This window comes from Chelatococcus asaccharovorans (assembly GCF_003201475.1).
GTDB classification, from domain to species: Bacteria; Pseudomonadota; Alphaproteobacteria; order Rhizobiales; family Beijerinckiaceae; genus Chelatococcus; species Chelatococcus asaccharovorans.
In genome coordinates, this window is sequence record NZ_QJJK01000004.1 from 457,830 (window position 1) to 482,158 (window position 24,329).

The 24,329-nt window shown below is 64.2% G+C and carries 23 protein-coding genes; 14 read left to right on the forward strand and 9 right to left on the reverse strand.

Annotated features, from left to right (window positions below; genetic code table 11):
• Positions 1-74: 74 nt before the first annotated feature.
• From C7450_RS12040 to cysN, 3 genes are read left to right on the forward strand one after another with little or no spacing between them, the layout of a single operon-like run.
• On the forward strand, positions 75-596 hold the full coding sequence (locus C7450_RS12040) for a DUF934 domain-containing protein (protein WP_110374745.1): 522 nt from the start codon (positions 75-77) through the stop codon (positions 594-596).
• 43 nt (positions 597-639) lie between these two features.
• Positions 640-1,617, forward strand: a complete 978-nt coding sequence (cysD, locus tag C7450_RS12045; RefSeq protein ID WP_110374670.1) for a sulfate adenylyltransferase subunit CysD — start codon at positions 640-642, stop codon at positions 1,615-1,617.
• A complete protein-coding gene (gene cysN, locus C7450_RS12050) occupies positions 1,617-3,545 on the forward strand; it encodes a sulfate adenylyltransferase subunit CysN (protein ID WP_110374671.1) in 1,929 nt (642 codons plus the stop codon). The genes cysD and cysN overlap by 1 nt, the downstream gene beginning before the upstream one ends.
• A 155-nt stretch (positions 3,546-3,700) precedes the next feature.
• On the opposite strand, the gene C7450_RS12055 is transcribed toward cysN, so the two are convergent.
• From C7450_RS12055 to C7450_RS12070, 4 genes are all read right to left on the reverse strand, one after another.
• A complete protein-coding gene (locus tag C7450_RS12055; RefSeq protein ID WP_110374672.1) occupies positions 3,701-4,186 on the reverse strand; it encodes a low affinity iron permease family protein in 486 nt (161 codons plus the stop codon).
• Positions 4,187-4,310: 124 nt separating this feature from the next.
• Positions 4,311-5,438: a coiled-coil domain-containing protein gene (locus C7450_RS12060; RefSeq protein WP_110374673.1), complete on the reverse strand. Its 1,128-nt coding sequence runs from the start codon at positions 5,436-5,438 to the stop codon at positions 4,311-4,313.
• Positions 5,439-5,819: 381 nt separating this feature from the next.
• The gene (locus C7450_RS12065) at positions 5,820-6,425 is read right to left on the reverse strand and encodes a DUF1134 domain-containing protein (protein ID WP_110374746.1); all 606 of its coding nucleotides are present in this window, start codon (positions 6,423-6,425) and stop codon (positions 5,820-5,822) included.
• A gap of 157 nt (positions 6,426-6,582) precedes the next feature.
• The gene (locus C7450_RS12070; RefSeq protein ID WP_110374674.1) at positions 6,583-7,416 is read right to left on the reverse strand and encodes a 3'(2'),5'-bisphosphate nucleotidase CysQ family protein; all 834 of its coding nucleotides are present in this window, start codon (positions 7,414-7,416) and stop codon (positions 6,583-6,585) included.
• Positions 7,417-7,756: 340 nt separating this feature from the next.
• On the opposite strand from C7450_RS12070, the gene chpT reads away from it, so the two are divergent.
• The 6 genes from chpT (at position 7,757) to C7450_RS12100 (ending at position 13,946) form a co-directional block, all read left to right on the forward strand.
• Positions 7,757-8,401 carry a histidine phosphotransferase ChpT gene (gene chpT / locus C7450_RS12075; RefSeq protein ID WP_110374675.1) on the forward strand — a complete coding sequence of 215 codons (645 nt, stop codon included), beginning with the start codon at positions 7,757-7,759 and terminating at the stop codon, positions 8,399-8,401.
• Positions 8,402-8,502: 101 nt separating this feature from the next.
• Positions 8,503-11,016: a hybrid sensor histidine kinase/response regulator gene (locus tag C7450_RS12080; protein WP_110374676.1), complete on the forward strand. Its 2,514-nt coding sequence runs from the start codon at positions 8,503-8,505 to the stop codon at positions 11,014-11,016.
• Positions 11,016-11,522, forward strand: a complete 507-nt coding sequence (locus tag C7450_RS12085) for a chemotaxis protein CheW (protein ID WP_110374677.1) — start codon at positions 11,016-11,018, stop codon at positions 11,520-11,522. Before C7450_RS12080 ends, C7450_RS12085 begins: the two co-directional genes overlap by 1 nt.
• Positions 11,523-11,549: 27 nt before the next feature.
• Positions 11,550-11,915: a response regulator gene (locus C7450_RS12090; protein ID WP_110374678.1), complete on the forward strand. Its 366-nt coding sequence runs from the start codon at positions 11,550-11,552 to the stop codon at positions 11,913-11,915.
• Between the two features lie 104 nt (positions 11,916-12,019).
• Positions 12,020-13,102, forward strand: a complete 1,083-nt coding sequence (locus C7450_RS12095) for a chemotaxis protein CheB (protein ID WP_146227334.1) — start codon at positions 12,020-12,022, stop codon at positions 13,100-13,102.
• Positions 13,095-13,946: a CheR family methyltransferase gene (locus C7450_RS12100; protein WP_170147214.1), complete on the forward strand. Its 852-nt coding sequence runs from the start codon at positions 13,095-13,097 to the stop codon at positions 13,944-13,946. Before C7450_RS12095 ends, C7450_RS12100 begins: the two co-directional genes overlap by 8 nt.
• Before the next feature lie 201 nt (positions 13,947-14,147).
• On the opposite strand, the gene ctrA is transcribed toward C7450_RS12100, so the two are convergent.
• Complete coding sequence (gene ctrA / locus C7450_RS12105) at positions 14,148-14,849, reverse strand: response regulator transcription factor CtrA (RefSeq protein WP_110374681.1); 702 nt, start codon at positions 14,847-14,849, stop codon at positions 14,148-14,150.
• Between the two features lie 697 nt (positions 14,850-15,546).
• Between ctrA and C7450_RS12110 the strand changes: the two genes are divergently transcribed.
• From C7450_RS12110 to C7450_RS12120, 3 genes are all read left to right on the forward strand, one after another.
• Positions 15,547-15,963 carry a flagellar export protein FliJ gene (locus C7450_RS12110; RefSeq protein WP_110374682.1) on the forward strand — a complete coding sequence of 139 codons (417 nt, stop codon included), beginning with the start codon at positions 15,547-15,549 and terminating at the stop codon, positions 15,961-15,963.
• A 305-nt stretch (positions 15,964-16,268) separates the two neighbouring features.
• On the forward strand, positions 16,269-17,234 hold the full coding sequence (locus C7450_RS12115; protein WP_110374683.1) for a lysylphosphatidylglycerol synthase domain-containing protein: 966 nt from the start codon (positions 16,269-16,271) through the stop codon (positions 17,232-17,234).
• Between the two features lie 9 nt (positions 17,235-17,243).
• Complete coding sequence (locus C7450_RS12120; protein WP_210206433.1) at positions 17,244-18,071, forward strand: class I SAM-dependent methyltransferase; 828 nt, start codon at positions 17,244-17,246, stop codon at positions 18,069-18,071.
• Positions 18,072-18,123: 52 nt separating this feature from the next.
• On the opposite strand, the gene C7450_RS35090 is transcribed toward C7450_RS12120, so the two are convergent.
• A complete protein-coding gene (locus tag C7450_RS35090) occupies positions 18,124-18,411 on the reverse strand; it encodes a helix-turn-helix domain-containing protein (RefSeq protein ID WP_425351183.1) in 288 nt (95 codons plus the stop codon).
• A 383-nt stretch (positions 18,412-18,794) separates the two neighbouring features.
• The gene (gene sciP, locus C7450_RS12130; protein ID WP_110374685.1) at positions 18,795-19,070 is read right to left on the reverse strand and encodes a CtrA inhibitor SciP; all 276 of its coding nucleotides are present in this window, start codon (positions 19,068-19,070) and stop codon (positions 18,795-18,797) included.
• A gap of 578 nt (positions 19,071-19,648) precedes the next feature.
• On the opposite strand from sciP, the gene mnmA reads away from it, so the two are divergent.
• Together mnmA and C7450_RS12140 are read left to right on the forward strand one after the other, a co-directional pair.
• Entirely contained in the window at positions 19,649-20,848 is a 1,200-nt protein-coding gene (gene mnmA / locus C7450_RS12135; RefSeq protein ID WP_110374748.1) for a tRNA 2-thiouridine(34) synthase MnmA, read from the forward strand.
• A 21-nt stretch (positions 20,849-20,869) separates the two neighbouring features.
• A complete protein-coding gene (locus C7450_RS12140; protein ID WP_110374686.1) occupies positions 20,870-21,523 on the forward strand; it encodes a class I SAM-dependent methyltransferase in 654 nt (217 codons plus the stop codon).
• 145 nt (positions 21,524-21,668) lie between these two features.
• On the opposite strand, the gene C7450_RS12145 is transcribed toward C7450_RS12140, so the two are convergent.
• Both C7450_RS12145 and argH read right to left on the reverse strand, forming a co-directional pair.
• Positions 21,669-22,772: an ABC transporter ATP-binding protein gene (locus C7450_RS12145; protein ID WP_110374687.1), complete on the reverse strand. Its 1,104-nt coding sequence runs from the start codon at positions 22,770-22,772 to the stop codon at positions 21,669-21,671.
• Between the two features lie 3 nt (positions 22,773-22,775).
• Positions 22,776-24,329: an argininosuccinate lyase gene (gene argH / locus C7450_RS12150; RefSeq protein WP_110374688.1), complete on the reverse strand. Its 1,554-nt coding sequence runs from the start codon at positions 24,327-24,329 to the stop codon at positions 22,776-22,778.

The window sequence follows — 24,329 nt, forward strand, 5'->3', positions numbered from 1 at the left end:
CGGAGCATGCTTATGGCGAAAAACCGCTCACAGTTTTTCGCAGCATGCTCTGGCGTTGCGAGAAGGAGCGCCTGATGCCCCTGTTCAAGAATGGTGCCTTCGTTGACGATCCCTGGCAGACCCTGGCCGACGATGTCGCCGTGCCGGCGGATCGCGCGGTCATCGTCAGCAAGGCGCGGTATCTCGCCGAGCGGGATGACCTTTCCGGCCGCAATGCACCGCTGGGGCTCCTGTTGCAGCCGGGGGAGGAGCTGGAGGCGGTCGAGGCTGATATTCCCCGCTTCGCGGTGATCGCGCTCGCCTTTCCCAAATTCAACGACGGCCGCTCCTATTCCGTGGCTCGCCTCCTGCGCGAGCGGCACGGCTTTGCGGGCGAACTGCGGGCAACCGGTAATATCCTGCGGGATCAGGTGAATTTCCTGCATCGTTGCGGTTTCGATGCGCTCGAGGTGACCCATACCGGAACCATCGCGGCTCTGGAGAAGGGGGCGATCACATTCGTGCACAGGCATTATCAGCCTGCGGCAATCGACGCCGCGGAGGTTGCGCCTCCCGCCGGCCGGCCGCGGCTGAGGGTGACACCTGGCGAAGCTTAACGCAATCCGGGTTAACCGGCGTGCCATTTTCAGGATCGATGCAATGACCTATCCCTTGCGGGCTGACCTCGCCGGTGATGCTGATCTGTCTGCCCTCGCCGTTGATCGGGAGGCCAGACCCGCGCTGTCGCCCCATCTCAAGCGCCTCGAAGCCGAGGCCATCCACATCATGCGGGAGGTTGCCGCGGAATTCGCCAAGCCGGTCATGCTCTATTCGATCGGCAAGGACTCATCGGTGATGCTGCATCTGGCGCGCAAGGCGTTCTTCCCCTCCAAGCCGCCTTTTCCGCTCATGCATGTCGATACGACGTGGAAGTTCCGGGAGATGATCAGCTTCCGCGATGAGACCGCGAAGGCGCTCGACTGGGAACTGATCGTCCATGTGAACGAGGAGGGTGTCGCGCGTGGCGTCGATCCCTTCCGCTCCGGCTCGGCCGTGCACACGCAGGTCATGAAGACGGAGGGGTTGAAGCAGGCTCTCGACAGATGGGGCTTCGACGCGGCCTTCGGCGGCGCCCGCCGGGACGAGGAGAAAAGCCGGGCGAAGGAGCGCATCTTCTCCCACCGCACGGCAAGCCATGCCTGGGATCCACGCAACCAGCGCCCGGAACTCTGGCGGGTGTTCAACACGCGGATCGGCCCGGGCGAATCGATGCGCGTCTTCCCGCTCTCCAACTGGACCGAGCTCGACGTCTGGCAGTATATCGCCGCCGAGGGCATTCCCGTGGTGCCGCTCTATTTCGCCGCCGAGCGGCCGGTCGTAAAGCGCAATGGCGCGCTCATCATGGTCGATGACGAGCGCATGCCGCTCGACCCCGGTGAACAGCCGGAGCTGCGGCGCGTCCGCTTCCGCACGCTCGGCTGCTACCCCCTGACGGGGGCCATTCGGTCCGACGCCACGACCCTGGACGATATCGTCGCCGAGCTCCTCGCCTCGAAGGTCTCGGAACGCCAGGGCCGCGTGATCGACCAGGACGAGCAGTCGTCCATGGAGCGCAAGAAGCGCGAGGGGTATTTCTGATGGCTGTGCTGTCTCTTGCGCGCGCGGCGGACGCTCACGCCGCCGATCTGCTGCCGGCCGATCGCGGCCTCCTGCGCTTCATCACCTGCGGCTCGGTCGACGACGGCAAGTCGACCCTCATCGGGCGCCTGCTGTTCGAGACGCACGCCGTGTTCGATGACCAGCTCGTTGCGCTGGAAGCCGATTCCCGCCGGGTCGGGACCACGGGCGACGATATCGACTTCGCACTGTTGGTGGACGGGCTGGAACAGGAGCGCGAGCAGGGCATCACCATCGATGTCGCGCATCGCTATTTCTCGACGCCGCGCCGCTCCTTCATCGTGGCCGACACACCCGGCCACGAGCAATATACGCGCAACATGGCGACCGGCGCGTCCAACGCCGAACTCGCCATCATTCTCGTCGATGCCCGCAAGGGCCTCCTGACCCAGACGCGGCGGCACAGCCTCATCGCCGCGCTGATGGGCATTCGCCATATCGTCGTCGCGATCAACAAGATCGACCTTGTCGGCTATGACGAGGCGCGCTTCCGGACCTTGACCGCCGATTATGCGCGGCTCGCCGAGGGCCTGGGCTTCGCCTCGATCGCGCCGATCCCGCTCTCGGCGCGTTTCGGCGACAACGTCTCCACCGCGAGTGCCGCGACACCCTGGTACGAAGGGCCGACCTTGCTCGGTCATCTCGAAACCGTCGATGTCGAGGAGACCGGAGTGCGGACGGGTTTCCGCTTTCCCGTGCAATGGGTGAACCGGCCGGACCAGTCGTTCCGCGGCTTCTCCGGGACCGTCGCCGGCGGCACCATCGCCGTGGGAGATGCGGTGGTGACGGCTGTCTCCGGCCACCAAAGCAGGATCGCCCGGATCGTGACCTTCGACGGGGACCTGGAGCGGGCATCCGCGGGCGATGCGGTGACGCTGGTCCTCGCCGATGAGATCGATGTGCCCCGTGGCGACGTGCTGGTCACGCCCAGGGAGCGGCCGTCAGTCGCAAGCCGCCTCAGTGCGGATATCGTCTGGATGGGGGAGGATCTCGCCGTCGCCGGTCGCAGCTATCTCCTGAAGATCGGCACGCGGACGGTGCCGGCCAGGATCAGCGCCATCGACCATACCCTCGACGTCGAGACCCTGGGTATCACCCCTGCCGTGTCCCTTGGCCTCAACGCCATCGGCCAGGTGGAGATCGAGACGCTGGTGCCGATTGCCTTCGATGCCTATGCGGATAACCGTGCGACGGGCGCCTTCATTCTCATCGATCGCTTTACCCATGCCACGGTTGCGGCAGGGCTCGCCCGTGAGGCGCGCGGCGCGACCAACGTCCATCGGCACGGTTTCGACGTCGATCGTGATGCGCGGGCCGCGCTGAAGCGCCAGCGACCGCTCGCGATCTGGCTGACCGGGCTGCCTGGGTCAGGCAAGTCGACCATCGCCAATCTTCTCGAGCGCAAGCTCCACGCGCTCGGCCGCCATACGGCCGTGCTCGATGGCGACAGCCTGCGGCAAGGGCTCAACGCCGATCTCGGTTTCGATGCCGCTGCGCGCGCCGAAAACGTGCGCCGTGCGGCCGAGGTGGCGCGCCTGATGGTCGATGCGGGCCTGATCGTCATCTGCGCCTTCGTTTCGCCGTTCCGCGACGATCGCGCCAATGCGCGAGCGCGCTTTGCGGACGGGGATTTCCTTGAAGTGTTTGTCGATGCCCCGCTCGAGGTCTGCGCGGAACGCGATCCGAAGGGCCTCTATGCCGGCGCGCGGGAGGGGCGCATTGCCACGTTCACGGGCGTGGGCCAGGCCTACGAGCCGCCACTCTCGCCCGATGTCCATCTCGACGCGGCCGGGGCGGAGGCGCATGCGCTGGCGGAACAACTCCTTGCCGTGGTGGAGCGCCGTATCACCGGTGCCGCCGGCAATTCCGAGGATTCGGCGGCGCTCTGACGAGGCGCCATCCTGTCTCGCAGAGAGACAGACCGGCCACGGCCGCTTCGTCCAAGAGCATTTCCGGTAAACTCCGGTTCACCGGAAATGCTCCAGGTCTTTGATTCTACGCATTTTTTTCACGCGAACCGGTGTCCACTTCGCTCGAAAATACTCTAGCGCTCGGCTTTCGCCAGTTGCCCGGTCAGCGGTTTGCCGCTGCGGCGCGCCTTTTCAGCCAGCCGTTCATAGTGATCGCGGAACGCATCGAGTTCCTGCTCCGACAGTTCTTCGAGGTCCAGCAGGGAATTCTGGGCGTTTCGCGTCGCGCGGATCAGTTCGTCAAGCTTGATCTGCATGGCCTGCGCGTCACGGTTCTGCGTGTTCTGGATGATGAACACCATCAGGAAGGTGATGATGGTCGTTCCCGTATTGATGGTGAGTTGCCAGACTTCAGAGAAGCCGAGGAACGGGCCGGAAATGGCCCAAACCACCACAATGATACAGGCCGCGGCAAAGGCGGCGGGGCTTCCGGCAAGGCGGGCTGTCCTTGATGCGAACTGCCCGAACCAGTTGGAATGACGCCGCGCCTGCGGGCTCTCTCCTGGGCTCTCTCGTGGGCCCTCTCCTGGGCCCTCTTGCGGCCTCTTCTCTTGCGGCATGGGGCGCGCGCCTCCGTTATGGCGATCGGTGCTCCCTGCAGCATTGGTCCATGGTGTCGGGCGTACCGTTCCGTTGCCTCGCTATAACGGCCGCACCGCGTCTCCGGTTCCGCCCGTCACCGGTCTATTGTGCCCCGGAACGCGCCGGAGCTTGCCGCTTCGCACGCGGCGCCGGCTTCGGCTTCGGCGCATCGAGCGCCAGGAACGCGTCCCCGATCTCCTCGATGCGCTGGCGCAGGCCTGCGGTTTCCGCAGCAAGCTCGGCATCGCCACGTCCGTTGGTGGCGGCGGCATCGCCGGCCGCCCTGGCCTTGCGTGTCCGGATCGCGGAAGGCGCCCCGGCCGCGGACATATTGGCAAGCTGGGCTTCGAGCTCCGCAATGCGGGCGTCGGCCTGGGTTATCGCGGCTTCGCGCTCCTCGATCGTCGCACGCAACCGCGCCGCTGTGACGGTCGCCTCCGTCAGCTTGGCTGCAAATTCGATCTCGTTGGCCTCGAGCATCTCGACGAGGGAGCTCGTGTTGTCCTGGCGCAGCGTGATTTCCGAGAGGCTGCGCGAGAGGGCCTGGGCATTTTTCTTTTCCGCAGCGAGTTTCTTTTCAGCGATCTCAGCCCGCTTCTGGACAGCCTCAAGTTCGCTGCGGGCGCCCGCGGCCTGCCGTTCCGCATCTTGCTGGCGCAGGGCGCTGGCCTGGTTGCGGGTTTCGAGCTCCACGACCGTGATGCGACGGCGATCAAGCTCGAGCATCAGGTCCTGGTTCTTGGCATCGAGCGCCGCTATCGCCGCCTCGCGTTCGGAAACGGTGGAGCGGGTATCCCGGAGCAGTCGCTCCAGTTCGGAGATGGTCGCCTGTTTCTGGTAGATTTCGGCACTGGCGTCGGTGTTGCGGGCCTCGACCAGAAGCGCCTTCGTGGCCGCCAGTTCCTGGTCGCGCTGGGCAAGGCTATCCTCCAGCGCGATGACGGCCTTGTTGCGCTCCGTGAGCGCAGCCTGGCTCGCGGCATAGAGGCCGCGCTGCTTCTCCGTCTCGCGTTCGAGGCGGCGCACGGTGACCGCGAATTCGGCGCGCAGATGGTCGCGCTCCGCAAAAATTTCCTCGCGCGTCAGTGGAAGCTGGGCCTCCAAACGCCGGCGGATCAGTCGCTGGGCGCGGCGGTTGAACGCCGGCAGAAGCATGGCCACCAGCAAGGCAGCTGCCAGGAAGCCCAAGGCGAAAAGCATGGCTGCCTCGACCTTCGCCATTTCGATCATTGTCGATCCCTGGTTCCGGAGCGAATATCTCAGAGAGATTATCTGTTAAAAACAAATGGATAAAACATTCTTCATGGCGACCGCCGACGCGGTGCCGGACACGCCACCACCAGGCGTCACGCTCATTCCGCAATTCCACCCGCCGCTGCCCTGTTCGGCGCGGCGACCAATTCATGATTGTGCAGAAGAGTTATCACAGCCGAAGGCTGGGCGGCGCCTCAATGCGCGGCCGCGAACTGGCAATGTCGGCGCTCGTTGCAGCTCTGCTCCGTTAGAGCCACGCGAAGGCTGTGTGAGGCGGCCCATCTACGAAGCAACGCAGAAACAATTCGATAGGGCATTCGCGGCCGGGCGAAGCGGATATGCGCCTGGAAGGGGCCCTTAGAAGGGATTCCAGGTCGCGCTGGGCGTAAACTTGACATAACCGAGATTGACGCCCAAACGCGCGCCCACGCCGGATTTGATCGGAACGATGATGATGCCATTGTTCGTTAGCGCGGTCATGCCGAAGCCGGCGACCAGATAGGCCGATCCATTGATGCCGGCAAACCGCTCAAAGATCGCATCCACTGCCGGGAGATTATAGACCAGCATCATGGTGCGTGCGCCGTCGCCACCGATATCGAAGCCCAGCGATGGTCCCTGCCAGAAGACCCGACGGTCGCCCGCGTTGCGGGTGTAAAGGATACCTTCACCATAGCGCAGCCCGCCAAAAAAGGCGCCAGACCCCTCCTGACCCAGAATATAGCCGTTGGGCTGCCCCCAGCGGCGTGTGGCCTCCTGGATCGTGAGCGCTATGCCGCGCGAGACATTGCCGAAGAACTTGTGGCCGGAGGTGACGAGTTCATCCGGACTGAAGGTCTCCGGTGCCTGTTGGCCCTGCCCGCCGGAGCCACCGCCCTGGGCTGCGGCGGTGGGGATTTGGCCCGCGACAGCCAGGAGGATGGCGACGATGCCGGCCATCATCAGGCCGTAGAACCGCGACATGGGCTTCTCCTCACTCATGCATATGCATCAAGCGCCTGCGTCAATGCATCGATGCGGCATAAGCGCCGCACCCGATCGAATCACCACCATGAACAGTCATGCTTAACAATGTCTGTTCCATGGCTGGATAATCGAGGACTGGATAATCGGGGCCGAATTATCGCGCTGTGGGCTGGAGCACATCCGGCGCGAGGGCAGGGTCGCCAAAGGCGATGAAGGCGCCGTTGAGAAAGGCGCGCTCGGCGTGACCATAGGTGAAGGGGCTGCCATCCGGAGCCACCACGCGGCCGCCCGCGGCGGCAAGGATAGCTTCGCCGGCCGCGGTGTCCCACTCCTTCGTGGGGCCGAAACGGGGATAGATGTCCGCCTGGCCGCTGGCCACGAGGCAGAATTTCAACGCCGAGGCGCGCCGTTCCACGACGCGCACGGGCAGGCGCGCCAGCAGTGCCTCACTTTCGGCATCGCCATGACGGCGGCTCGCCAGCGCCACGAGTCCCTCCGCGGGCGCGCCGCGCGTCGTAATCGGCTGCCACAGTGCCTTGTCCGGCAGGGACCCGCCAGCCGCCACGGCAACCACATAGGCACGGGTGCCGCCGACATAGAGCTGTCCGAGACGGGGCATGAACACGGCACCGGCGATGGGGCGTCCGTTGCGGACAGCCGCGATGTTCACGGAGAAATCCGTCTCGCCGGCGATGAAATCGCGCGTCCCGTCGAGGGGATCGACCACGAAAAACGATGTCGTCAGCGGTGCGCCCGCCTCAGCGCTTTCCTCGGATACGATGGCGCAGTCCGGCGCGCCCTGCCGCAGCGCGGCGACGATCGCCGCCTCTGCCGCTTCATCCGCCGCGGTGCAGGGGCTTCCATCATCTTTCGTGCTGACATGGAGGCCCGGCTTCGTCGCCGCCACGATCGCCGCGCCAGCCGCTACCGCGATGGCGCCGAGGAAGGCCGCGAGCGCATCCGGCTCGCTTCGGTCGATATGAAACACGGTCTTTGCCTTTGAACGTCGAACTGTGTGGAAGCGGCACCAGGGTGCCAGGTCCACGGGGCATTTTCACGGGGCACTTTCACGGGCCGCTTTCTCCTACGCCGGAGATGGCGCCAAACATACTCCCAAAATTGCTGGAGGTTGTCATGGATCTCACGAAAGCAGCGGCGGGCCGCTCCTGAGTGCCCTCGTCAGGGGGCGTCTGCCGGAAGATTGTCGCGGAAGGCTTGGCAGTGAAGAGCTGCCGCCAGCTTCCAAGGAACGGCAAGGCGGTGTATCACAACCAGCCGGGTCTAGGTTGTATTGGTCGACGTGATTCTGACCCGAGGCGGAGCTGCGGATGAATTCTATCTCTTTGGACGCTCTCGATCTAGCTGCTCTGCTGTGCAGTCGTGTTTGTCATGATGTGATCAGCCCGGTGGGAGCCATCGTCAACGGCCTTGAGGTTCTCGAGGACGAGGACGATGCGTCCATGAAGGAGTTTGCGCTCGATCTCATCCGCAAGAGCGCCCGTCAGGCGTCCGCGCGCCTTCAGTTCGCGCGTTTGGCCTTCGGCGCAGCGGGCTCGGCCGGCGCCTCCATCGATCTTGGCGATGCGGAGCAGGTGGCGAAGGGCTTCATCCAGGATGACAAGCTCTCGCTGACCTGGGAAGCCGTGCGCGTGCTGATGCCGAAGAACAAGGTGAAGCTCCTGCTCAACCTCATCCTGGTCGCCACCAACGCCATTCCCCGCGGCGGCCGGATAGACGTGAAGGTGGAAGGGGCCGACGAAACGATCACCTTCGTTCTGACGGCCACGGGGCGCAGTGCCCGCATTCCCGTCCATGCGGAGGAACTCATCGGCGGGCACTCGGCCGACGGTTCCGTCGACGCTCATGGGATCCAGGCTTACTATACGGGCCTCGTGGCGAAGGCGGCGGGGATGCATGTCGCGTTCTCCATCGAGGAAGAGACCGTGACGTTGAAGGCCGAGCCGTCAGCCTGAATCAGAGGCTTTCGCAACCGAACGTCAACCGTTGGCCCTCAAAATACGCATGTTAGTATGCGTGCTCGCCCCGTCCGGGCGTGAATGTGCGGGTTGGCGTAATGGACGAACTCCTACGTGAGTTTCTGACGGAGACGAACGAACACCTCGACGTTGTCGACGTCGAGCTCGTTCGCTTCGAGCGCGACCCGAACGATATCGATGTTCTGCGCAACGTCTTCCGCCTCGTTCACACCATCAAGGGCACATGCGGCTTTCTTGGATTGCCGCGCCTCGAGGCGATTGCCCATGCGGCGGAATCCCTTCTTGGTCGTTTCCGCGAGGGCAAGGTCGAGGTTCAGCCCGAGGACGTCGCGCTCATCCTCGCCAGCATTGATCGCATCAAGCATATCGTCGCCGAGCTTGACCGCACGGAGGCCGAACCGCCCGGCACTGACCGCGATATCATCGACCAGCTCGAAGGCAGCCTGACCCGGCCCCAGGAGGCGGCCCGGGTTGCACGTCTCGCGCCGACCGCGGAGGCATTGCCGAACGAGGGGGAGCGCGGAGGAACGCGCCAGCCGACGATCCGCGTCACGGTGGATGTCCTCGAACATCTGATGACGATGGTCTCCGAGCTGGTGCTCACCCGCAACCAGCTGCTCGACCTCGCGAGGCGTCAGGACGACCCGGCGTTGATGGTACCGCTGCAGCGGCTGTCGCATGTCACCGTCGAGTTGCAGGAAGGCGTCATGAAGGCGCGCATGCAGCCCATCGGCACGGTGTGGCAGAAGATGCCGCGCATTCTGCGCGACCTTGCTGTCGATCTTGGCAAGAGCATCGATCTCAAGCTGCGCGGGCCGGAGACGGAGCTCGACCGGCAGGTGCTGGAGTTCGTCAAGGACCCGCTGACACAGCTCGTGCGCAACGCGGCGGACCATGGCATCGAAGTGCCGGCCGAGCGTCTCAAGGCCGGCAAGCCGGAGCGCGGCACGATCACCCTGTCGGCCTTCCATGACGGGGGCTCGATCACCGTCGAGGTCTCCGATGACGGCCGGGGCCTCGATTACCAGCGCATCCGGCGCATCGCGGTGGGGCGTGGGCTGATCAGCGAGGTGGAGGCTGAGCGGCTGAGCGATGCGGCGGTCTCCCGGTTCATTTTCCATCCCGGATTTTCGACGGCGCAGGCTGTGACATCGGTCTCCGGTCGCGGCGTCGGCATGGATATCGTGAAGACGAATATCGATCTGATCGGCGGGTCGGTCGAGGTTCGGTCCGAGGCCGGGCGCGGTACCACCTTTGTGGTCAAGCTGCCGCTGACGCTCGCGATCGTCGCGACCCTGATCGTCGGTGTGGCCGGCCAGCGCTTCGCGATCCCGCAGATGTCCATCATGGAGCTGGTGCGCGTGCGGCCGGGCCAAGGGGACGCGGTCGTTGAGAAGTTGAACGATGCCCTGGTGTTCCGGCAGCGCAACGAGCTCATCCCCGTCATTCCCTTCGCGACGCTTCTTGGGCTGACGCCGCAGGACGGCGCGATCACCCAGGACGGGTTCATCGTGGTGATCCAGATCGGCCGCCAGCGCTTCGGCCTGCTCGTCGATACGGTTCTGCACACCGAGGAGATCGTCGTGAAGCCGCTGAACAAGCGGTTGCGCAACCTGCGCTGTTTCTCGGGCAGCACCATTCTCGGCGACGGGAGCATCATCCTCATCGTCGAGCCGGGGGGGCTCGTGCGCATGTTCGAAGACTATGCCGAAAGCGCCGTTCCAACGGTCGAGGCACGGCCTGAGCCGGAACCGCAATGGGTTGAGGACGATTCGGAAGGCCCGGTCTCGCTGCTCGTTTTCCGGGCCGGAACCGACATGGCGAAGGCGGTCCCGCTTTCCCTCGTCACGCGCCTCGAGGAAATCGACGTGGCGCGTATCGAGCAGGCCGGAGGGCGCTTGCTGCTGCAGTATCGCGGCCATCTCATGCCGCTCGTTTTCGCTGATCCTGCGATGAGCCTGCAGAAGGAAGGGCGGCAGGCCATGGTGGTGTTCTCCGACGGGGATCGCTGGATGGGCCTCATCGTCGACGAGATCCTCGATATCGTCGAGGATGAGCTCACGGTCGAGCTCGTCGCAGACCGGCCCGAACTGGTCGGATCGGCCATCGTCCGCGGCCGGGCGACGGAGATTCTCAATGTCGCGCATTTCCTGCCGCTCGGCCATGGTGACTGGCTGCAGCGGGAGGTCGCGCCCCAGGCGGTGACGCGAACCGTGCTTCTCGTGGATGATTCCGAATTCTTCCGCAGCATGCTTGCCCCCCTCTTGCGCGCCTCAGGCTATCGCGTGCTGGTCGCCGACGGCGTGGAGGCTGCACTGGCCACGCTGGCCTTGCCGCGCCTCGTCGATGTCGTCGTCACGGATCTCGAAATGCCGGTCAGGAATGGCTTCGATCTCATCGAGAGTCTCAGGGCGGAAGCCCGGTTCGCGGGCCTTCCCATCATCGCGCTGTCGTCCTACGTCAGCCCGCCGATGGTCGAGCGGGCGCGCAAGCTGGGTGTCGTGAATTTCGTGGCCAAGTTCGACCGCAGTGGGCTTGTGGAAGCGCTGAGCGCCGTCCTCAGCGCCCGCAGCCGCGGGGTGGCCGCGTGATGGCCGTCGCCAAGCATTCGCCCGACAGGACCACCGCCCGGGCACCAACGGCCGAACATGAGGACAAGCACGTCCAATATGTCACGGCCTGGGTCGCCGACCAGCTCTTCGGCATCCCGATCGCCGATGTTCGGGACGTGTTCATCATCCAGTCGATGACACCCGTGCCCTTGGCGCCCCCACAGATTCTTGGACTGGTCAACTTGCGCGGACGCGTCGTGACAGCGATCAGCCTGCGCTGGCAGCTTGGACTGCCCGAGCCCGCCGACCGGCAGCGGATGATTGCGATCGGCATCGAATCGGACGGTGAATCCTACGGCGTGATCGTCGATCGTATCGGGGAAGTGCTGAATCTCATGCCCGATACCGCGGCTCCGACGCCGTTTCATCTCGACTCGCGCTGGGCCGGCATGTCGGCCGGCGTGCATAGCCTCGACGATTGCCTTCTCGTTATTCTCAATGTGAGTTCCGTACTTGCCTTCTCCAATGATATCACGGCTCGTTAACGCGAATCGCTTCAAGGGCGCCACATCATGAAGCATTGTCTTATCGTCGATGATTCGGCGGTTATACGGAAAGTGGCGCGTCGCATTCTGGAGGCCCTCGAGTTCCGCATCTCCGAGGCGGAGGATGGCGCCAAGGCGCTTGCCGTTTGTGAGCGCGATATGCCGGAGGCGGTCCTTCTCGACTGGAACATGCCTGTCATGGACGGCTATGAATTTCTGGGGCATCTGCGGCGGATGCCGGGCGGCACGCGTCCGAAGGTCGTATTCTGCACAACCGAGAGCAACGTCGAACACATCGCCCGGGCTATGCAGGCCGGCGCCGACGAATACATCATGAAGCCGTTCGACAAGGACATCGTCGCCGCGAAGTTCCAAGAGGTAGGGCTTGTCTAAACGGCCGGAAGGAGGCTAACCCTAAGGCAGGCGCCACGCGGGGAGGGCTCCAGCGCGTGCGGTGCGCTTCAATTGGCAGCCCGCGGCGCATTGCGGAGGGGGGATTGCCGGCCAGTCAGCGAAAGCCGGAAGGCGCGGTCCGGGTCATGGTCGTCGGTGCGACGTCGGTGTTCGACGCCGCGGCCGTTGGGCGCATGCGCCAGACGGTGGATGTTGTGGCGGCGTTTCCGACCATCAGTGGCGTCCTCGACGACATCGACCGGATCGATCCGGATGTCGTGCTTCTTGATGTGACGAGCGGCACGTTTGACGGCATGGCGGCGCTCCAGCTCATCCTGGCCGTGAAGCCCGCCGTCGCCGTGATCGTCATGACGGTCGATACGCCACAAAGCGTGGATCTCAGCCTGCGCTGCCTGTCACGGGGGGCCGCCGCCGACATCGTCCTGCCGCTCCGGGCGCGAGGGAAGGGGGTGCGGGAAGCGCGTGATACCTTCGTCGATGCGCTTCTTGGAAAGATCAGGGAGGTGGCCACGCGACCCCATGGGCGCTTGAGCATGGTCATCCCCAATGTGCGGCGCCCCGAGCCAGGCTGTTGTCCGCGATGCATCGTTATCGGCGCCTCGACCGGAGGGCCGCAGGCACTCGCGGTCGTGATGCGGGACCTTGGTCCGGCGCTCGTGGCCAGCGTGCCGATCATCATTCTCCAGCATATGCCGGCGATCCTGATCGACGGGCTGGCCAACCAGATTGGCGCGCTCTGCGGCTGCAAGGCGGCCGAGGTGGCCGATGGCGACCAGATCCGCCCCGGCGCGATCTATGTGGCGCCCGGACACCGGCATCTGCGGTTGCGGAAGGCGGGAGAGACCATCGTGGCCTGGCTCGATGACAGCCCCCCCGTCAATTCCTGCAAGCCTTCGGCTGATCTTCTGCTCGGGGACGCGGCCGAGGTCTACGGCAGCGCGGTTCTTGCGATCATTCTCACCGGGATGGGCCAAGACGGCCTCGGCGGGGCAACCGCCTTGTCGGCGGCCGGGGCTCCCATCCTGGTGCAGGATGAAGCGACGAGCACCGTATGGGGCATGCCGGGCAGCGTGGCCAGGGCGGGTCTTGCCTCCGCGGTCGTCCCGCTCGACCGGATCGCGGCGGTCGCGCGCGGGTATTGGCCGGATGTCATGCCCAATGACTGAAACAGACCATCGGTTTCTCAGCGCCTTCCTGCGGGCGCGGTCGGGCCTCGCCTTGAACAGCGACGGCCTTTACCTTGTCGAGAGCCGCCTTCCCGCAGTTTGCAGGCGCTTCGGACTGAGCGATCCGGGGGAACTCATCGCTATCCTGCGCAGTGGCGCCGTTCCCGAGATCGAGGCCGCGGTGGTCGAGGCGATGGTGACGCAGGAGACGTTCTTCTTCCGTGACAAGGCCATCTTTGCCCAGATCCAGGACATCGCGCTACCGCGGCTTCTCGAGGCGCGCGCGGCCAGCCGGCGCCTGCGAATCTGGTCGGCGGCCGCATCCACCGGCCAGGAGGCCTACTCGATCGCCATGATACTCGCCGGCATGGCGCCGAGCCTTGCCGGCTGGACGGTGGACATTCTTTCCACGGATCTGTCGGACGTCGCGCTGGAGCGGGGGCGCCTCGGGCTCTACACGCATTTCGAGGTGCAGCGCGGCTTGCCTATCCAATTGCTGCTCACGCATTTCACCCAGGCGGGCGACCTGTGGCAGATCAGCGCCGCGTTGAGGAGGATGGTCAGTTTCGCGCGCGTCAACCTGATGGATGATTTCAGCGGGCTCGGGATATTTGATCTCATCCTCTGCCGCAACGTCCTGATATATTTCGATGATGAAACCAAGCGCGACGTGCTCGAGCGTGTGGCCGCGCGGCTCGCCCATGATGGCAGGCTTATCCTTGGCGGGGTGGAAACACCCGTGGGCCTCACGGAGACAGTCGTGGCCTGTCCTGATTTCAAGGGAGCCTACAGCCACGTTGGCTGCAATCGTATCTCACGGTGTGATCGGGACAGCCCAAAATAAAAAGCCCCGCCGGAGGCGGGGCTGGACAAGGGTATGACGCGTACAAGGCCGGAATTTCACACGACCGCGCGCAACACGGCGACCACGCCTCGGCAGGCTGCCGAACATGATATCGCTGATCCGTCGTGCTTTCCGAAAATTTTGGGATCGATCGACAAGAGATCCAAGGACAGACCGAGGCATTCGGGACGAATGCCTCAATCACACCGCAAGGCGCTCTTCGACCTCGTTGGGTTCGCGCAAGACATAGCCGCGTCCCCAGACGGTTTCGATGTAGTTCTTGCCGCTCGACGCGTTTGCCAGCTTCTTGCGGAGCTTGCAAATGAACACGTCGATGATCTTAAGCTCCGGCTCGTCCATGCCGCCGTAGAGATGATTGAGGAACATCTCCTTGGTGAGCGTGGTCCCCTTGCGAAGGCTGAGCAGCTCGAGCATCTGGTACTCTTTGCCGGTCAGGTGAACACGGTTCTGACCCACCTCGACGGTTTTGGTGTCCAGGTTGACCACCAGGTCACCCGTATTGATGACCGACTGGGCATGCCCTTTCGAACGCCGGACGATCGCGTGGATACGCGCAACGAGCTCGTCCTTATGGAAAGGCTTGGTCAGATAGTCGTCGGCTCCAAAGCCGAGACCCTTCACCTTGTCCTCGATGCCTGCAAGACCCGACAGGATGAGGATCGGCGTTTTGACTTTCGCGACACGCAGGCTGCGCAGGACCTCGTAGCCCGACATGTCGGGCAGGTTGAGATCCAGAAGGATGATATCATAGTCATACAGCTTGCCGAGATCGACGCCTTCTTCGCCGAGATCGGTCGTATAGACGTTAAAATTTTCAGACTTGAGCATCAACTCAATGCTCTGCGCCGTAGCGCTGTCATCTTCGATAAGCAGTACGCGCATTGTCAGATCCCCAACCTCGCTCCACCGGCCTCACCGGCCAAGTCCCGATGCGTTAACGCAGCTCCCGGAACAGGGCGGAGTGCACGCCCAATCTCCCACTTTAATCCGACTCGCGACGCTACTCGTAAATGGATAACAAAACCTAATTCCATCGCGCAAGCACCATCAGCCGAAACTTCCATTAACCAATGCAGAACGTTGATGTTGAGCTCGTTTTGGGGCTGCATCGGGTTCGCGCCATGGTTGAAGAAATTGGACTAAGTGACTCAAGCGGTTCGCTCATCATACCGCTTCACGGCATCTCGAACGCTGAGAATACTCTTAACGATGCAGGTAAATGAAAGGTTGACGACAGGGCAAGAAAAGTGAACACGAGCTAATCGAGGCAAAAAAATTGGGGACCGACCCCTGACCATAGCGCGATGCCCGGGATTGATGGAAGCTGAGGCGACGCGCTTGCACGGCGGTGTGCTCCTCCTACAACGGCTGTCGCGCACGGGAGCCGGGGACCACGGGTTGGACGCCCACGCCGGCGGTTATTTTCGAATCTCAGGCACTTGGCGGCAAGGAAAGCGCGCTGCCGGGTTCTGAGGTAACATTCAATCAACTTCCTTGAGTAATGCTGATGGTTGCCACTCTCGGTGCGCTGGGGCGCGCCGCGGGTGCATGGTATGCGTGTTCAAGGAGTCTTTCGGCAATGAAACCGCGGGAAAGCCTGGTGCGCCTCAAGCGCTTCCAAGTCGATGAAAAGCGTCGGCGCGTCACGCAGATCGAGATGATGATCGCCGAATTTACGCGCGTCGCATCTGATCTCGACCGCGAGATCGCGAGCGAGGAGAACCGGGCGGGGATCACCGACCAGAGCCACTTCGCCTATCCGACCTACGCGAAGGCCGCCGCTCAGCGCCGTGACAATCTTCGTCGCTCCGCAGACGAGTTGCTTGAGCAGCTCAGCGAAGCAAAATCCGACATGGACGCTGCGGCGGCTGATCTCACCAAAGCGGAGCAGCTGGAGGACCGCGAACAGGTCCGGTTTCGCCCTGCAGAACCATCGCGCGATCAAGCGCTCTTTGAAGCGAAAACGTTCACGGCGAGCTCGACCGTCAGCTTCTGATCCTGACTGACGTTCTGGCACAGATCGCCATCGAGCGGCCTGTGTTCCGGGCGGCTGCGCCGCAGGTTCAGATCCAGCAGACCATCCGCTACGGGGTGGTCGGATCCGGACGACGATCCGTCGGCGCGGAGTGAACGGCCACATTGGCACGCAATGCTGATTTCTTTTTTGAAGGCTGCGGCGTAAGAACCGCTTGCGGGGGCGCATCGGCTCGGGCACAGATGCCAGGATATGTGCGGCGTTGGGCATGGAATGACATGACAGCACCGGCTGACGCAGGGGACAGAAAGCTGGCATCTCGTTCCATGAAGAAGACGCTTGAGTATGTCTGGCCGGTGATCGGCCTGCTGGCGGTCGTGTTTTCGTTTTGGCTCCTCTACCGGGAGTTGAAGGACATCTCGGCCAGCGAGGTCATGGCGAGCGTCGCGGCGATTCCGTTCCATCGCTGGGCCCTCGCGGTGATGGCAACCTTCTTGGCTTACGGCGCGCTCGCCTGGTACGATCGGATTGCCTTGCTGCATCTCGGGCGCAAGCTGTCGTGGCTTGTGATCTCCCTCGTTTCCTTCACCACCTACGCCCTTTCGCACAATATTGGCGCCTCGGTGCTTTCCGGAGCCATGGTGCGCTTCCGCGCCTATGGCACGATGGGGCTGTCCGTCGCCGAGATCGGCGTACTCGTCGCGCTCTGCTCCTTCACCTTCGTGCTCGGCACGGTTCTGCTCGGCGGCCTCGTCCTCGTGGGGGAGCCGGACGTGGTGCTCAGGCTGTTCGATGTGCCGGTCTGGACCGCGCGCCTGATCGGCGTCGGCATGCTCGTGCTGGTGGCCCTCTATGTGCTCGGATCGTGGAAGGAGTTCAAGCCGGTCAAGATCGGCCAGTTCTCGATCTATTATCCGCGCCTCAAGATCACGATGCGCCAGTTGTTCGCGGCCCCGCTCGAGCTGATCGGCGCGGCCGGCATCATCTATTTCGCCCTGCCGGAGGCCGGCAATCCCGGGTTCTTCATCGTCCTGGGCGTCTTTCTGGCCTCGTTCTCCGCCGCACTCATCTCGCATGCACCTGGCGGGCTCGGCGTGTTGGAGTTCGTCTTCATCAGTGCGATGCCCGAGATGAACCAGACGGATGTGCTGGCGGCCCTTCTTGTGTTCCGCTTGCTTTATCTCCTCGTGCCCCTGGCATTCTCGACGGTGGTGGTGATCCTCTTCGAGCGGTCGCGGCTGGCGAAAACAATCCAGGATCGTTTGGCGCGCAGTCCTGTCGACCGGGCTTGATCGATCACCGTGCGCGCGCAATTCCGGCGCTTCGGGCTCGGCTTTTTGACCCTGACGGGGGTGGCGCGCAGGGGGTATTTCATCCCTTATCGCTATGCGCGGCCGGCGCGTCTTGAGGGTTATGCCGCGCTTGAGCCGCTTTTCACGGCGGCGGCGGGGCAATTCGAGGTCGTGCTGCGCGACATCGAGCGCCATGCTGCGGCACTCGCTGCCATTCCCGCCGAAGGCGAGGGCCTGCGTTGGCGGCAGATGTGGTTCCCGCGCCTCGATGCCGCGGCGGCCTATGCGCTCGTGCTGAGCCTCAAACCGGCGCGGATCATCGAGATCGGTTCGGGGCATTCGACGCGTTTCCTGGCGCGCGCGGTCGGCGACGGTGGCTTGCCGACGCGGATCACTGCCATCGACCCCGCACCGCGGGCGAGCATCAGGGCCTTGCCGATCCTCCATCGTCCGCGCGTGGTGGAGGAGGTCGATCCGAGCGAGATCACCGGCCTTGAAGCCGGCGACATTCTCTTCATCGATTCCAGCCACGTGGCCATGCCGGGGGGCGATGTCGACCGCCTGGTCATGGATATCCTGCCGCGCCTCGCCTCCGGCGTCATCGTGCATATCCACGACATCCTGCTGCCGGATGCCTATCCGGCGGAATGGGCCTGGCGCGGCTACAACGAGCAACTTGTTGTGGGGGCCCTGATGCAGGGCGGGGGGTATGAACTGCTGTTCGCGAGCCACTATGTGGCAACGCGTATGGCGGCGCGCTTGGGTGAGGGTGTCATTGCGCGCCTGCCGCTACAACAGGGAGCCCGCGAGACCAGCCTCTGGCTGCGCAAGAGGTAGCCGGACGAGGGTCGGCGCCTTCGGCGTTCGGCGGAACTTTCGGACATGCGCCTCAGCGCGGGCCGGGTGCGGGAATAGCCATTCCGGCTGCGCTATAGCTTGTCAGCTTGTTGTGCAGGCTGCGCAGCGAAATCCCGAGGATCTTGGCAGCCGAGGTGCGGTTGCCACCGCAGTGGTTCAGCGTGGCGAGGATCAGCCCTCGTTCGACCTCGGCGACCGTGGCGCCGACGAAAGGATGGTCCGCGTGCCGGCCCGCACGAGCCGGTTCGGACGGTGTTACGCTCAATCGGCCGTGGCTTGCGGCCGCGCCCCATGATGACCCCACTGACGCCAATGGCACCGACACACTCCCGTCACGCTCTCGTTCACATCGAGCGATGACAATCGACGGTCATGGTTAGGGTTTGGTTAACAGGGCCAGACCCGGCTACCCCTAGAGCAAATCCGGCTTCAATGGAATCATCTGATACAATTTAAGCCGTTGAATTTAATAGTTAATTTTTGATCAACCCAAGTCCGCAAAAGACGGACTTGCTCTAGGGGAAGCGCGCGGGCCGAAGGTCGACCGCGCCGCGGCCTGACCCGGCGCGGTCGATATTTTCCTGCTCTGCACCGCGGGGAGTTCCTTGCGGTGCGGTGAGCCATCCGGTAGCTTCAGATATGCGAATCGCTTGGGTGGTTCGCTGGCTCTTTCCGAGACGATGGCAGGGGAAGAGGGCCGTTCTATTGGCGATAATGCTGGATGCGCGTGGTCCGCAAGCCGGCCAAGCCATGGCGATCGATGGATTCCTGCCAGCCCAGGAATTCCTCGACAGTCAGCGTATAACGCTGGCACGCTTCATCGAGGCTGAGGAGTCCGCCTCGCACAGCAGCGACGACTTCGGCTTTGCGACGGATGACCCATCGCTTCGTATTCGAAGGCGGGAGATCCGCGATCGTCAAAGGACTGCCATCGGGCCCGATGACGTATTTCACCCTCGGGCGGTGGGGTTCGGTCATGATACGCTCACAATAATCGACTAACCCTTGTTATCCCCAACACTACAGCGCTGCGCTTAAGATTTGACTAAAGGCATAATTGTTCCCGGAACTTGCGGCGGGATTTCGGCAGGACGGCTATTGATCCATATCATTGCGCCGATGTCTCGTCGTGCCAAGGTCATGCGCTCGCAACGCGCTGCAACCCGCTAGGGGCTTGACTCTGACAGAGTCCACCCTGTTGGGGAGACCTGCCAATGGGGAGACCTGCCAATGCCCTGCCGAAGTCGCGACCGGCCATTTTGCAACGCCGCATGGCATCGAAGAATTGGCCGCGAAGAAATGGCCACCGACAGGTCGCGGGTCTGGAAACCCAGGCGGATGCCGCTTATAGACACCGGGTGCGAGATGCGCGGGGTTCGGTGCCAGCGGTTCCGGTGACGGGGCGCGTTGAACTTCGTGCCCTTTACGACGGCATCGAAGGCCGGTCGATAGCGGTGGCTGCCATCTTGCCGTTGCGGACGACCGGTCGAGATGTGATAAGCAGGGGCGAGGCGGGCGGCCTGACGACCGTGAGCCGCTGCTGAAGGCAAGACATGGTGAATAGTCTCGATCTGCCGAAGACCCCTGCCGATACGCGCGTCGTGGTCGCGATGTCGGGTGGTGTGGATTCATCGGTGGTAGCTGCGCTGCTGAAGAGCCAGGGCTATGAGGTCATTGGCATCACGCTGCAGCTCTATGACCATGGGGAAGCCACCCACCGTCGTGGCGCATGCTGTGCCGGCCAGGATATCCACGATGCGCGGCGTGTCGCTGAGCGGCTGGATATCCCGCATTATGTGCTGGACTACGAGAGCCGCTTTCGCGACGAGGTGATGGCCCGTTTCGCAGAGAGTTATCTGGCCGGCGAAACCCCTATCCCGTGTGTCGAGTGCAACCGCTCGATCAAATTTGCCGAACTGCTCGAGACCGCCCGTGACCTCGGTGCCGACGTGCTGGCAACGGGGCATTATGTCGTGACCCGGCCGATGCCGCAGGGCGGGCGCGGGCTCTATCGCGCCGCCGATCCCGACCGCGACCAGAGCTATTTTCTCTACGCCACGACCCAGGAGCAGCTCGATTTCCTGCGCTTTCCCCTCGGTGACATGCTCAAGCCCGATGTGCGCAAGCTGGCGCATCAGTTCGGGCTCGCCATCGCGGAAAAGCCGGACAGTCAGGATATCTGCTTCGTGCCGAGCGGCCGTTACACCGAGGTCATCGAGCGCCTGAAGCCGGGAGCGGTGACACCTGGTGACATCGTGGACCACAACGGGCGCGTGCTCGGCCGCCACAACGGTATCGTTCACTATACCGTCGGCCAGAGGCGCGGGCTTGGCCTGTCTGTCGGCGAGCCGCTCTATGTCATCAAGCTCGATGCCGAACGCGGCGAGGTCATCGTCGGCCCCCGTGAGCTCTTGGCGACACGGACGATCAGCCTGAATGCGGTGAACTGGCTTGGTGATCAGCCCCTCGAGGGCGACGCCGTCTACGAGGTGGCGGCACGCGTGCGCTCGACGCGCAAGCCGCGGCCAGCCCTGCTGCGCGCGACATTGGACGGCGCGGAGGTCACCCTGCTCGATCCGGAGGAGGGGGTTGCCCCCGGCCAGGCCTGTGTGCTCTACGACAGCGCGGGCCCCGACGCCCGTGTCCTCGGTGGAGGCACCATTCGCGCGGCCGCCCGGCCGCAATCCACACGCCTCGGCCGTCCGGCCGGGATGATGTCGCGAACCGGCGTCTTGCCGGCGCGTTCCTTGCCATAAACGACGGAAGAGACGACCAGCATGGCAGAGGCGCGGTACGTTCAGCCCGACATGACCCTCATGCGCAAGGCCTATGCGCGGTGGGCCCCCGTCTACGACCTCGTCTATGACGGCATCACCGCGCCTGCGCGGCGCGACGCCGTCAATGCCGCGCTTGCCTGCGGGCGCGACATTCTCGAAGTTGGCGTCGGCACGGGGCTCTCGCTTGGCGACTACCCGGTCAATGCGCGCGTCACGGGCGTCGACCTGTCCGCCCATATGCTCAAGCGCGCAGTCGAGAAGGCGAAGAAGAACCACTGGAGCCACGTGAAGCTCTTGGCGGTGATGGACGCCTGCCGCCTCGGCTTCGCCGATGCCACCTTCGATGCCGTGGTCGCGCAGTTCCTCATCACCCTCGTGCCGCATCCGGAGGCGGCGCTCGACGAGATGCTGCGCGTGCTGCGTCCCGGTGGCGAGATCGTGCTCGCCAACCATTTCGGCGTGCCCGACGGTCCGGTCGCGAGGGTCGAGGAAGCGGTTGCCCCGCTGGCGAGCCGCCTCGGCTGGAGCTCGGCCTTCAAGGCCCGCCGTATCGAGGACTGGGCGAAGGCACGCAACGATGTCGAGGTGCTTTCGCTGACATCGGCCTTCCCCCTCGGCTTCTTCAAGGTGCTGCGGCTGCGCAAAAAGGGCTGATCGCCCTTGCGACGCTGGAGTGTGCTGATTTTATGAGGGAACCTCCGTCGTCATTCCGGGCTCGTCGCTGACGCGACGCCCTGGAAATGACCGTGAGACTCCGACAACGCCGACGCGAACCCGTGTTCACTTCGCGCGATAAGCCCTAGCTCGCAAGCGATCTCTGCGTCTCGGGGTCGAACAGGTGGAGCCGTGCGACGTCGCAGGTCAGCGCGACAGGCGCGCCTGCCTGCGGCACGAAGCGCCCATCCGCCATGCCGACCAGTTCGTGATCCCCGACCCGGGCGATCACCTGCGTGGTGACGCCGAGCGGCTCCGCAACCACCACCGTGCCCTCCAGTCTCGTGCCCTGCCGTTCGCGAGCGGCGTCGGCCGGCGTGATCACGAGATCGTCCGGGCGGATGCCCACCGTCACGCGGTCCCGATTGCCGATGCGCCGGACGACTTCGGTCGACAGCGGCAGGACATCCTGGTCGCTGAAGGCGAGGGTGGCATTCCCTCCGGACTGGCGGACCGGCAGCGCGATGAGGTTCATGGTCGGCGTGCCGATGAAGCCGGCCACGAAGGTGCTGACCGGCGCGTGGAAAACGTCGAGCGGCGTGCCGACCTGTTCGATCCGGCCGTCGCGCATGATGACGATGCGGTCGGCGAGCGTCATCGCCTCCACCTGGTCATGCGTGACATAGACGATCGTCGTGCCGATCGACTGGTGGAGCCGCTTGATCTCGGTGCGCATCTGGCCGCGCAACTGCGCGTCGAGGTTGGACAAGGGCTCGTCGAAGAGGAAGACGGTGGGGTCGCGGACGATGGCGCGGCCCATGGCGACACGCTGGCGCTGGCCGCCGGACAATTCGTTCGGACGCCGCTCCAGAAGCTCGGACAATCCCAGCAGCTTGGCCGCCTCGCGCACCTTCTTGTCGATGGCGTCCTTGGGCAGCTTGGCCGCGTGGAGGCCGAAGGCGATGTTGCGGAACACCGTCATATGCGGGTAGAGCGCATAGTTCTGGAACACCATCGCGATGTTGCGGTCCTTGGGCTCCAGCGTATTGACCACCCGGTCGCCGATGGAGATCGTGCCCGAACTCAGGCTCTCGAGCCCGGCGATCATCCTGAGGGTGGTGGACTTGCCGCAGCCGGACGGCCCGACCAGGACGACAAACTCGCCGTCCTTGATGTCCAGGTTGATGCCATGGACGATCTCGATGTTGCCGTAGCGCTTGACGACGTTCTTCAGGGTCAATTCAGCCATGGTTCAGGCCCCGGTCGCGGTGGTCATGAGCGTCGCCATCGCGTCCGCCAGAAGTTCCTTGGACGCTGCATCCCGCGCCCGGTGGGCGGCGATGACGGCCCGCGCGTCAGCGGCCTCCCCGGTGTAAACGGCCAGGCTCTCGGCCATCGCCTCCGGCGCCGGACCGCCCGGTAGCTTGCGCACGGCCACGAAATGCTCCGGCGTCGTCACCCGGCGGAAGGTTGCCTCGTCGAAGATGGGCTCACGTCCCGCCGTCTCGGCGAAAATCCGGGCGAAGGTCTCGTAGGGCACGGTCGACAAGGTCTCTCCCGCGGCCTGCATGTGGCGGGCGAGGGTGGCAGCGATGTGGTGGGCCTTGGAGAAGGGCAGGTTCTCCTCACGCACCAGGGAATCCGCGAGCTCGGTGATGGTGGCGTAGGAGGCCTCGATATTGGCGCGCACGCGCTTTCCGTCGATTGCGGCGGAGCGTACGACGCCGGCCATCAGCGCAAGGACGCGATGGGCCGTCGCGAAGGCCTCGTAGCCCGCGCCGTGGACCTCGTGTTCGTTATCGTTCATGTCGATGAACGGCGTGTTGTGGAGGGCGAGCAGCACCGCATCGGCGTGACCGGCGGTGAGCGAGGCGAGGAGGCGCATGTGCTCCACCGGCACGGGATTGCGCTTCTGCGGCATGATCGAGGAGATCTGGACGAAACCGTCGGAGAAGCGGAGCTGCCCGATCTCATAGGCCGTCCAATAGGCCATGTCCTGCGCGAAGCGGCCGAGGCTGAGCGCCATCAGCTTGATGGCGCCGTAGGTGGCGGCGGTGTAGTCCGCGCCGGCGATGCAGCCGTAGGAATTGCGCAGGATGACGGGAAAGCCGAGGAGGTCGGCCACGCGTTGGCGATCGAGTGGAAAGCCGGTCGTCGTGATGGCCGCCGCGCCGAGCGGCGAGCGATCGACCACCGCGCGCGCTTCCATCAGCCGGTTGAAGTCGCGCAGCAGCGTTTCGATGACGGCGCCGAGATAATGGCCGTAGGTCGAGGGCTGCGCGGGCTGGCCGTGGGTATAGGCCAGGATGATGGTGCCGGCATCGGCGCGGGCGCGCGTGATGAGGGTGTCGACGAGATCGAGCACCGCCGTGCCGAGGGTGTCGAGCCGTTCGCGCAGCGCCATCTTGAACAAGGTGTGGTCGATGTCGTTGCGCGAACGCCCGGTGTGCAGGCGGCCGGCCACATCGGGATCGACCTTCTGCGCCGCGATATCCGCGGCGATCAGCTTTTCGATATAGAAGAAGAGATCCTCGAATTCGCCGGTATAGGCCACCGGCTCGGTCATCCGCGCAAAGGTGGCTTCCACCTTGTCGAGCGCCTTGAAGAGAGCGGTTGCCTGCGCGGCATCGAGGAGCCCCTGCTCGGCGAGCATGGTCGCATGGGCGCGGTGCAGGCGAAGGAGATGGCCGACAAGGTGCTTCTGACTATGCATGAAGCCGGGCGCCAGCACGGTTTCGGCATAGACGGGAGCGGGAAAGCGGTCGTCGCTCCCTATCGCGGCCGGGGTTGCTGTCGAAACGCTCAT